The organism is Mycobacterium sp. E136, assembly GCF_001666865.1.
Classification (GTDB): Bacteria; Actinomycetota; Actinomycetes; order Mycobacteriales; family Mycobacteriaceae; genus Mycobacterium.
Window position 1 is genome coordinate 1 of record NZ_LZJE01000142.1, and the last position, 10414, is coordinate 10414.

General features: G+C 64.0%; 1 pseudogene. It reads right to left on the reverse strand.

The features are described 5' to 3' along the window. Positions 1-10414 (reverse strand): annotated as a pseudogene (locus A5698_RS27920) (amino acid adenylation domain-containing protein); the annotation flags it as partial.

The window sequence follows — 10414 nt, forward strand, 5'->3', positions numbered from 1 at the left end:
CTGCAACCGCTCGGGCAGACCGGCCAGCGCCTCCTCCCAATAGGCCACCTGCGCGGTGATCGGACTCTCGGCGTCTTCGAGATCACCCAACAAACTGCGCTGCCACAACGTGTAATCGACGTACTGCACCGGTAATGGCGCCCACTCGGGGTTCCGGCTCTCGCGGCGTGCGGCATAGGCGACACCCAGATCTCGCACCAACGGGGCGACGGACCATCCGTCGGCCGCGATATGGTGCAGCACCACAACCAGTACATGGTCCTCGTCTGCGATGCGGAACAACCACGCTCGTAACGGGATTTCGGACGCCAGGTCAAACGCGTACTGTCCTGCGGTACGGATGGCCTCTTCGCGGCGGCTTTGCGACCATCCGGCGGTGTCGACGACATCCCAGCACAGTTCGGCCGCGTCCGCTGACACCACCACTTGCCTCGGCGTTCCGTCAGGTGCATCGAATCGTGTGCGCAGGCTTTCATGGCGACCGATCACATCCCGTAACGCCGCACCCAGAGAATCGGCGTCCAGCGACCCGTGCAACCGCAGGCCCACCGGAATGTTGTAAACAGGTGACGGACCGTGCAATTGATCGATGAACCACAGGCGGTATTGGGCGAACGACAGGGGAACCGCAGCGGGCCGCGGCATCGGCACCAACGGCTCGAGCCGGCCGGTGTCTTCGCGGAGGCGCGTTGTCAGCTGTGCCACCGTCGGCGCATCGAACGCCGCACGGACCGAAAGATTCGCTCTCAGGCCGGTATTGACAGCCGAGATCATGCGCAATGCGGAGATGCTGTCGCCGCCGAGATCGAAGAATGAGTCATCGACGCCGACTCGTTCGACACCGAGGACTTCGGCGAAGATCCCGGCCAGGATCTCCTCGACCGCACTGCCCGGAGCGCGATAGCCATCCCCGCGATACTCCGGTGCCGGCAATGCACGAACGTCGAGCTTGCTGTTGACCGTCAGCGGCAGCATGTCCACCATCACCACCGCAGCCGGAACCATATAGCCCGGCAGCCGCTCACCCAACTGCGCACGGATCGCTGACGGGTCCGCAGACCCGGTGACATAACCGACAAGGCGCTTATCACCCGGACGATCCTCGCGTGCGATCACCACCGCCTGCTCGACCCCGTCCAATGCCGCCAGAGCCGCCTGGACCTCACCCAACTCGATCCGATACCCACGGATCTTGACCTGCTCATCGGCACGCCCCAGATAATCCAACTGCCCATCAGCGCGCCAACACACCAAATCCCCCGTGCGATACATCCTTTCGCCGACAGCCTCCACCCCACCGAACGGACACGCCACAAACCGCGACCCGGTCAACCCCGGGCGCCCCAGATAACCAACGCCCACCCCAGCACCGGCCACATACAACTCCCCCACCACACCCGCCGGCACCGGACGCAACCACCCATCCAACACAAACAACGCCGCAGTCGACACCGGCGAACCAATCGGCACCGCCGACCGCGCCACCAGCGGAGCACTCACCGACGCATACATCGTGACTTCGGTGGGACCGTAGGCATTGATCATCACCCGCCCCGGCGCCCACCGATCCACCACCTCGACAGGACACCGCTCACCACCCACCAGCAACGCCACTTGCTCCAGTCCGTCTTGGGGGAGCAACGCCAGCGCCGACGGGGTTTGGGTCAATACATTGACCCGCTCGCCGATCAATAGTTCGTGGAAGTCCTGCGGTGAGCTCACCACCGAATCACGCACCACCACTAGCCGACCACCGCCGAGTAGCGCAGCCCAGATCTCCCAGACCGAGAAGTCGAAGGCGTACGAATGACATTGCGTCCAAACCTGTTCGGCCGGCAACTGGGTTGGCATGGATGCCGCCAGATGAGCCAGATTCCGGTGGGTGATGGCGACCGCCTTAGGCGTCCCCGTGGTGCCGGAGGTGTAGATCAGGTATGCGATATTCCCTGAGTGCACCGACGATAACGGCGTGCACGGATAGCGGCCGGTGCGAGGATCCTCGATATCGATGACCACCACGTCGAAATCCGCCAAGCGGGAACGCAGGCTGGTAGCGGTGATGACGGCCCTCGGCGCGGCGTCGGCCACCATGAACCGGATCCGGTCCGCGGGCAGCGCCGGATCGATCGCCAGATACGCTGATCCCACCTTGAGCACCGCCAGCATCGCCACAACCGCCTCGGCCGAGCGCTCCAACATCAGCGCCACAACGCGATCGGTGCCCACGCCAAGATCAACCAGTAGACGCGCCAACCGATTAGAGGCTTGGTCAAGCTCCAGATACGTCAACGAGCTCCCGTCGCAGGTGACCGCCACCGCATGCGGCGTACGCGCCACCTGCTCAGCGAACAGGTCCGGAATCGACAGCGCGGGGGTCATGGGCTGGCCCAAGATGGCACGGTTACCCGACTCATCGAGCCAGTACCGCTCAGCGTTGTCGAGCACATCAACCCGCGACAGTGGACTCGATGGATCGGCGATCATCGCCACCAGCACCCGCGCCAACCGCCGGAGCAACCTGTTGATACCGTCCGCGTCGAAGACGTCGGTGTCGTACTCCATGCGAAGGCCGAGTTCACGGCCGGGTTGGGCTTGCAGCGTCAACGGATAGTGGTTGGTTTCACGGACCGTGGGCTCGGTGATGATCAGCTCGTGGTCGTCCGACAGCGCCGTGGTTTCGATCGGATAGTTCTCGAAAGCGAAAATAGTGTCGAACAACTGCTCATGCCCGGTGATCCGATGGATCTCGGACAGCGCGAAGTGCTGATGCTCGAGCGTATTGACGTGAGTGTTCTGCAGCTGCCCGATCAGCTCGGCGGTGGTGGTATCCGCAGTGACGCGCGCCCGCACCGGGACGGTGTTGATGAACAATCCGACCATCGATTCGACGCCGGCAACCTCGGCCGGCCTGCCCGAGACCGTCGTACCGAATATGACGTCGGACCGCCCCGTCATCCACATCAGAAGCTGCGCCCATGCTGTTTGCAGCACAACATTGACGGTGGTGTGGTGCTGTCGCGCCAATTCTCCTAGGGCTTCGGTGATTTCAGCCGAGACGCGCGACGATTCCACCCCGCGAGACCCCGACCCGAACCTGCCCGGGGGCCCCACGAGGGCAGGCGTGTCGAAACCGGCCAACATCTGCTGCCAACCTGTGCGGGCGGCGTCGCGATCACGACCGGCCAGCCACGTGACAAAGTCCCGATATGGCGCGGGCGCGGGTAATCGATGCCCCTGATACGCAGCGAACATCTCCCCTATCAGGATCGGCAGCGACCAACCATCCATGACGATGTGGTGACTCGTCAGCACAATCCGGTGCCGGTCTCTCGCGGTACGGGCCATCGCCACCCGGAAGAGTGGCCCCTCGGCCAGATCGCAGACCGCGGCGCGTTCCTCGTCGCACAGATTCTCGATCTGCTCGTCGATGTCGACGGCGTGTCCGTTGATCTCGACATACCGCCACCCCGGCACGGGATCAGCCGGGATGATCTGGACCGGCTCATCGAACTCGTCGGAGAAGAGAGCCACCAAATGAGGATGGCGCTTGATAACCGTTCGCACCGCTTCGCGGAGCCGGTTTGGATTCAGTGGGCCCGTCGCGGTGAAAGCCAATTGCAACGCGTATACGTCGTCGCTTGGCTGCGCCGCGCTGGCATGGAAGAGCAGTCCCTGCTGGAGGGACGTCAGCGGCAGTACGTCAGCGATCCGCATATCGGCTCTGGAGTTTGTCGAGCTGACGCTGATCTAGGCCGGCGGCGACATCGGATGGCGTCAACCCGCCACCACCGCCCCGTACGTGCGTACAGATGCCGACGAGGGCCTCAGCCCACAGCCGGCCGAGTCGTGATACTTCGGACTGGTCCAATGCCGAGGGTGCCCATGTCCAGTCGGCATGCAGCTGAGGACCGGTACTCGTGTCCACGGCGCCGACATTGAGTTCCAAGGTGTGTGCAAGCGGCATAGGCACAGCCGCAACGGCAGCGCCGAGCGACAAACTGTCCGGGCTGATCCCCCACATCTCATCGGGTGACCCGGTCATGGTAGCGCCGAGCCGTCCCAGGTAGTTGAAGCCGATCGGGGGGTCGGCCCCGCCCAACTCGATGTCGGGGTTCAAGTAGCGCAGCAGACCGTACGACAGCGGATCCGCAAGTGCACGGAGTTGCTCTTTGGCTTTCTTGATCACCGCCCCCAGCGCCGTATCTCCGGCGATCACCAGTCCCCAGGAAAGTCCCCCAACCGTCAGCGAGACAGGGTATTTCGCGGTGAACCATCCCACCGTGCGGGATAGGTCCACATCTGGGGCGAGTTCCTCCTGACGTCCGTGAGCCTCCACGTCGATAGCGATCGGCATCTCGCCGGTGCCAAGGAACTCCGCTACGGCCAACCCGAACGCGATCAGAAGAATTTCTTGGACGCCCGCATGGAACGCCGCCGGCGCCTCACTCAACAGCACACTCGCGGTTTCGCTGTCCAGTACCACTGACAAGCGTCCGGCCGAGGCATACGTGTCCGCCTCCGGCCGCACCGCAGGCAACACCGCGGGCGTCTGCGCGACCTGCTGCCACATGTGCGCTTGGCCGACGACTCCCGAAGCGCGTGCATGCTCAGACAACAGCGACGCCCAGCGGGTAAACGAGGTGCCACCCACCGGCAACTCGATCGGCTGTCCGCTGCGATGTTGACTCCACGCGATGTTGAGATCCTCCAATAGGATTCGCCACGACACGCCGTCGATAGCCAGGTGGTGGATTATCAGCGCGAGTTGACCGGTGTGGGGCACCCACAGCGCACTCAGCATCATCCCGGCTGCGGGGTCCAATCGTGACCGCGCAGTGACCAACGTTTCGTCGGAAAGGGCGTCCACGGTATAGAGGCACTCGCGGACATTCACAGAGCCGGGCTCCGCCACCGACAGCAACCATCCACCGGTCTCATCGTCGTCGACGCGTAGGCGCAACATCGCATGCCGATCGACCAAGGCCTGCAAGACGGCAATCACGTCGGCTTCGGCGACCCCCGCAGGCGCCTGAACCACGACAGATTGGTTGAACTGATCCACCGAACCCTCAATGTTCGCCAGCCAGCGGATGATTGGGGTAGCGACCACCGGTCCGATGCCCTCGTCGACCGGGCCGGAGTCAGCACCGGTGATCACCGCCACCTCGGCCAGCCTTGCCACCGTCTGGTGAACAAAGATGTCACGTGGCCGGCACAGCAGACCGGCCGCTCGGGCGCGGGCCACCACTTGCATCGACAAGATGCTGTCGCCGCCGAGATCGAAGAATGAGTCATCGACGCCGACTCGTTCGACACCGAGGACTTCGGCGAAGATCCCGGCCAGGATCTCCTCGACCGCACTGCCCGGAGCGCGATAGCCATCCCCGCGATACTCCGGTGCCGGCAATGCCCGAACGTCGAGCTTGCCGTTGACCGTCAGCGGCAGCATGTCCACCATCACCACCGCAGCCGGAACCATATAGCCCGGCAGCCGCTCACCCAACTGCGCACGGATCGCTGACGGGTCCGCAGACCCGGTGACATAACCGACAAGGCGCTTATCACCCGGACGATCCTCGCGTGCGATCACCACCGCCTGCTCGACCCCGTCCAATGCCGCCAGAGCCGCCTGGACCTCACCCAACTCGATCCGATACCCACGGATCTTGACCTGCTCATCGGCACGCCCCAGATAATCCAACTGCCCATCAGCGCGCCAACACACCAAATCCCCCGTGCGATACATCCTTTCGCCGACAGCCTCCACCCCACCGAACGGACACGCCACAAACCGCGACCCGGTCAACCCCGGGCGCCCCAGATAACCAACGCCCACCCCAGCACCGGCCACATACAACTCCCCCACCACACCCGCCGGCACCGGACGCAACCACCCATCCAACACAAACAACGCCGCAGTCGACACCGGCGAACCAATCGGCACCGCCGACCGCGCCACCAGCGGAGCACTCACCGCCACACACATCGTCGTTTCGGTGGGACCGTAGGCATTGATCATCACCCGCCCCGGCGCCCACCGATCCACCACCTCGACAGGACACCGCTCACCGACCACAACCAGCACCGCTGATTCGAGACCATCTCGCGGCAAAACGCCGACGGCAGAGGGTGTCTGGGTAAGGACGTCCACCCGTTCGCGAACGAGCAGGGCGTGGAAGTCGTCAGCCGAGCCTCCTACTTCCTCGGGAACGACAACCACTCGGCCGCCACGGAGCAATGCCCCGAAGATTTCCCAGACCGACACGTCGAAGGCCAACGAATGACAGAGGGGCCACGCGCCCGCCGGTAACAACTCGGCATCGAGCGATCTCAGCAACTGAGTCACGTTGCGGTGGGTGATGGCCACTCCCTTGGGCACACCGGTGGTGCCCGACGTGTAAATGATGTAAGCGATCTCATCAGCTTTTGGCGCCGGGGGCGCAGCGCTGGGTTGATCGTCGACGCGGATGTCATCGACATCGATCACCAACAAGTCGGACTCGCTCAACCGCTCGGACCAGGTCGAATCGGTGAGGACGGCAATCGGCGCGGCATCGGCCACGATGAATCTGATCCGGTCCGCAGGCAACACCGTATCAATCGGCAGGTACGCCGCTCCCGTCTTGAGCACCGCCAACATCGCCACAACCGCCTCTGCTGAACGCGGTAGGAACAGCATCACCACATTTCCGGGGCCGGCTCCGTGGCAGATCAACCTATGGGCCAACCTGTTCGTGGCCGTATCCAACTCCCGGTATGTCATCGAGCGGCCGTCGCAAACCAGCGCTGTCGCTTCCGGGACGCGGGCCACCTGCTCGGCGAAGACGACCGGGATCGACGCCGGCGTCATACCGCTTGCGGACAGCACCGCGCGGTTACCGACTTCGTCGATTCGGGCGTGCTCGGCCTGATCGAGCAAGTCCAAGGTCGACAACCGCCGAGCGGGGTCAGCGGTCACCGCCACCAGCACCCGCTCCAATCTCCTCACAAACATGCGGATACTGCTCTCGTCGAACACGTCGGTGCGAAACTCCACCAGTCCACCGATGCCCGCGGGCTGACCGGCGGCAGTGAATAACTCGGCGAGCGAAACGGTCAGATCCATGCGGGCGGTGCGGGTGCTCAGCGGCAGAGTCGTCACGCGCAGGTCACCCATGAGCGGCAAGGCGGGCTGGTGGCTCTGCCACGCGAGCGCCACTTGCACCAGTGGGTGATGGGCAAGGCTGCGGGTCGGATTGAGCCGCTCGACCAAGACTTCGAAGGGCACATCCTGATGCTCGTAGGCGGCCAGATCGCGCTGCCGCACCTGGGCCAGCAATTCAGCGACGGTCGGGTCTCCGCTCATGTCCACCCGCAGCACCAAGGTGTTGACGAAGAACCCCACGAGCTCGTTTAGCTTGGGGTCAGAGCGCCCGGAAATCGGAAACCCCACCGCCACATCCACACTGGCGCTCATCTTCGATAGCAACACTGCCAACGCCGCCTGCACCACCATGAATGGGGTCGCGTTGTGCTCACGCGCCACCCGGACCACTTGCTGATGCAACTCAGCCGGCCAATCCACTGCCACACTGTTCCCGCGGTGATCGGCCACCGGGGGGTACGGCCGATCAGTCGGCAACTCCAGGCGCTCGGGCAATCCAGCCAGCGCTAGCTCCCAATAACTCAGTTGCGCCCCGATCCGACTCGCGGAATCATCGAAATCCCCCAGCAGCGCACGCTGCCACAGCGTGTAGTCGGTGTATTGCACCGCCAACGGCGCCCAACCAGGACTCTGCCCAGCACACCGACCGGCATATGCGACCCCCAGATCAGCTACCAGCGGGGTCAACGACCAGCCGTCCGCAGCGATATGGTGCACGACGGTGGCCAATACATGCTCATCGTGGGCGAGGCGGAAAAGTGATGCGCGCACCGGGATTTCGGAGGCCAAGTCAAAGCTGTGACACGCCAGCGCACCGAGCGCCTCGTCCAACCGGGTCGCGGACCAGCCGGAAGCGTCCACGACATCCCATCGCGGTTCGGCCCGATCGGGGGGGACCACCTCCTGGCGCGGTATACCGTCCGTCGCGGGTAGCAGCGTACGCAGACTCTCATGGCGGCCAACCACATCGGCCAACGCCGCCCTCAACGCCTCGACGTCCACGTTCCCACTCAGCCGCAACGCCGCGGCCAGGTTGTAAACCGGAGAGGGCCCCAGGAGCTGGTCGATGAGCCACAGACGCTGCTGGCCGAACGACAATGGCACCAAGGCAGGCCGCTCGACGGGCATCAAAGCCGGCCGTTTCTCCACGCCCGCATCGAGATACGGCGTCAGCTGCGCAACAGTTGGTGCGTCGAACAGTGCTCCCACCGAGAGATCCGCGTCCAGCGAGGCGTTGATCGCTGTGATCAGCCGCATCGCGGAGAGCGAATTTCCGCCGAGGTCGAAGAACGAGTCATCGACCCCGACGCGCTCAACCCCGAGAATCTGGGCGTAGATGCCGGCAAGTATTTCCTCGACCGCGTTGCCCGGCGCTCGGTACTCACCCCCGGTGTATACCGGCGCAGGCAATTCGCGCGTGTCGAGTTTGCCATTGACCGTCAGTGGCAACGCCGACAACACCACGACCGCGGTCGGGATCATGTAGTCCGGCAGCCGCTCGGCCATCTCGCTGCGCGCTCTGACGGGATCTACTGCTCCAGTGATGGTTTCAGTGACGTAGCCGACCAGACGGATGTCGCCGGGACGGTCCTCGCGGGCGACCACGACCGCGTGCCCAACCCCTTCCAGTTGTACAAGGGCTGCCTGGATCTCACCGAGCTCGATGCGGTGACCGCGGATCTTGACCTGTTCATCAGTGCGGCCCAGGTAATCGAGTTGCCCATCGGCGCGCCAACACACCAAATCCCCCGTGCGATACATCCGAGCGCAGGACGCTGCTGCATCACCGAAGGGACACGCCACAAACCGCGACGCGGTCAACCCCGCCTGTCCCACATAACCAACCCCTACCCCGGCGCCGGCCACATACAGTTCACCCACCACACCGATCGGCACTCGCCGCAACCATCCGTCCAACACGAACAAGGCCGCGTTTCGTATCGGGGTACCGATCGGCACAACGCCGGACCCGGCAGTCAACGGCGCCGTCCTGGATGCGCACACCGTGGTCTCGGTCGGGCCATAGGCATTGACCATGAACCGGCCGGGCGCCCACCGATCCACGACATCAGGCGCACACACCTCACCGGCCACCAGCAGCGCCAGCGAATCCAGCCCCTCGGACGGCAAAACAGCCGCTGCAGAGGGAGTCTGACTGAGGAAGGTGATCTGCTCGGTGAGCAGCAGGTCATGAAGAGCCTCTGGCGAGCCGGCCACCGACTCAGGCACGATCACCAATCGCCCCCCACTCAGCAGTGCCCCCCAGATTTCTTCGACTGAGGCGTCGAAGGCCAGCGAATGCCACTGTGCCCATACCGGAGACGGCGGCAGGCCTGACGACGCGAGCAGCTGAGTGACGTTGCCGTGGGTGATCGCGACGCCCTTGGGGACACCGGTCGTCCCCGAGGTGTAGATCACGTACGCGATGTCGTCACCGCTCGGCGCCGGCAGTGCGGTGGCAGGCTGCCTCCGCACGAAGGGATCGTCGACATCGACGACTGTCACATCCAAGCCATCGAGCCGCGAGCGCAGACCCGCCGTGGTGACCACCACCGCTGGTGCCCCGTCGGCCACCATCAACTCGATCCGCTTCGTCGGCAACCCCGGGTCGATCGGCAGGTATGCCGCCCCCGTCTTCAGCACGCTCAGCATCGCCACGACTGCCTGGTTCGACCGCGAAAACAGCAGCGCCACAACCTGTCCCGAACCCACACCACGCTCAGTCAACAGATGCGCCAGCCGATTCGACGCCCTATCCAACTCCAGGTATGTCATCGACCGCCCTTCGCCCATCACCGCCACCGCATCCGGTACACGGGCTACCTGGTCGGCGAAGGCTGCCGGAATAGACGCCAAAGTGGGTTCCCGCTCGAGCAAAGCCGCACGATTACTGAACTCATCGAGTTGGATGCGCTCAGGCGCGTCGAGCAGTTCCACGGTGGACAACCGCATGGCCGGATCCGCAGTCATCGCGATCATCGTGCGCTCCAACCGCTCTATCAGGGCATGTATAGCCTCCGGGGCGAACACATCCGTGCGGAACTCGATGCGAAGTTCCAACTCGTTGCCAGGCCGGACGGCCATTGTGAGCGGATAATGTGTGGATTCACTGCCTTGGATATCGGTGATCGTCAACCCTGCGATGCCCGACAACGCTTCGCTGTCTACCGGGTAGTTCTCGTAGACGAGCAAGGTGTCGAACAGTTGGTCGTGGCCTGTGATGCGGTGGATTTCGCTGAGGGCGAGGTGTTGGTGTTCGAGTGTGGCGTT